Origin of the sequence: Anoxybacillus thermarum, assembly GCF_000836725.1 — a bacterium.
In the GTDB taxonomy this organism is placed as follows: Bacteria; Bacillota; Bacilli; order Bacillales; family Anoxybacillaceae; genus Anoxybacillus; species Anoxybacillus thermarum.
Genome location: NZ_JXTH01000120.1, coordinates 1 through 1,543 on the forward strand (window position 1 = coordinate 1; position 1,543 = coordinate 1,543).

Sequence of the window (1,543 nt, forward strand, 5' to 3'; positions counted from 1 at the left end):
TCAGACTGTTGACAAAATGGTTGTAAGACAATTTTCTTACAACCATTTTGTTCCATTTTGATATTTGTTTTCCTCGATGAACTGACGAAAATAACGACATACATAAGTGAAAAAGAGGGGAGATGCCCATTCTCCATAGGCAGTTTGCTAATTTCTTTAAATTCATCGCAGCACAAACAAGCATCGCCTGCATCTGGTTTCTTTCCAATCCACGGTAATTCGTCCAGCGCAGACCATGCTTCTCTTTCAAATCTGCAAAATTTCGTTCGATTGTCTCTTTTCTCTGCTCATACAATTCTCGATGCTCCGGCACATACCGTAAGTGCTCGGCCTCTTCGTAGTAATCTTGCCAAACATGGCGTGTGACCACTTTCGTGTGGCTTTTGCTTTCTGTGCATTTCTCTAGATAAGGACACGTCTTGCACACAGATGGATTTGATTTATATTCCCGATATCCTTCCCGATTCGTTGTTGAATAAGATAACACTTGGTTATTTGGACAAACGTAACAGTCAAAATGTTCGTCATATGCAAATTCAGATTTCCGAAAAAACCCCTCTTTCGTCTTTGGACGCGTATATGGCCAAATCGGATCAATCCCTTGTTCTAATAGGTATTTCGCAATGGCTGGCGTCTTGTATCCTGCATCGATGCACACGTCTTTGGGGCGTTGCTTCACTTCCTTTTTGACTCGTTCAAACAGCTCAAAAAAGGCTTGACTATCATGCACGTTTGCCGCTGTGACATAGGATTGGAGGATCCAGCCATGGCGATCGCAAGCCGTGTGATAAGAGTAAGCAAATACTCGTTCGCGTTCATTTTTCACAAACATCCCACTCTCAGGATCTGTCTTACTGATCTTCACTTCTCGTTTTTTTTTATCTGTTTCTGGCGGTAATGGAGATTTTCCGTGTGCGATCCGATCTCGTTCAATCTCTTTTTCCAATTCCTCTTGATACGCTTTCGCTTCGACTTCTGCCACTTCGGTGTTGAATTTTCTTTTGTTTGCACTCGCCTTCACATGGGTAGAGTCAACAAATACGACACTTGGATCCACCAGCCCGTGTTGAAAGGCTTCTTCGAGAATTCTTGAAAAAATCTTTTGAAAAACGTCTGTGCCTGCAAAACGTCGTGCGTAATTTTTGCTTGGAGTCGAATGATGTGGGACAGGATCATGAAGACTCAACCCTAAAAACCACCGATATGCCACGTTTGTTCGAATTTGTTCCACCGTTTCACGCATCGAACGAATGCCAAAGATATAACGGATCAAGTACATTTTGAACAACACAACCGGATCAATACTTGGTCGTCCATGATCGGGTGAGTATAGGTCTTTGACAATGTCGTAAATAAAAGAGAAGTCAATCGCTTTTTCTAGCTTACGCACAAGGTGATCCTCAGGAACAAGGTCATCAATCTTTACCGTTGTTTCCATATGTCTACGATCTTCTTGATGACGTTGAAGCATCCGATTTCCCCCTCCTATAAATACCCTTATACCTATATATTAAAACAGCTTGTCGACTTTGTCGACAAGCTG

At 42.3% G+C, this 1,543-nt stretch carries 1 protein-coding gene; it reads right to left on the reverse strand.

Annotated elements, in window-relative coordinates:
* A partial coding sequence (locus tag LH47_RS14570) for an IS1182 family transposase (protein ID WP_043968731.1) occupies positions 1-1,471 on the reverse strand: 1,471 nt, incomplete at its 3' end.
* Between the last annotated feature and the right edge of the window lie 72 nt (positions 1,472-1,543).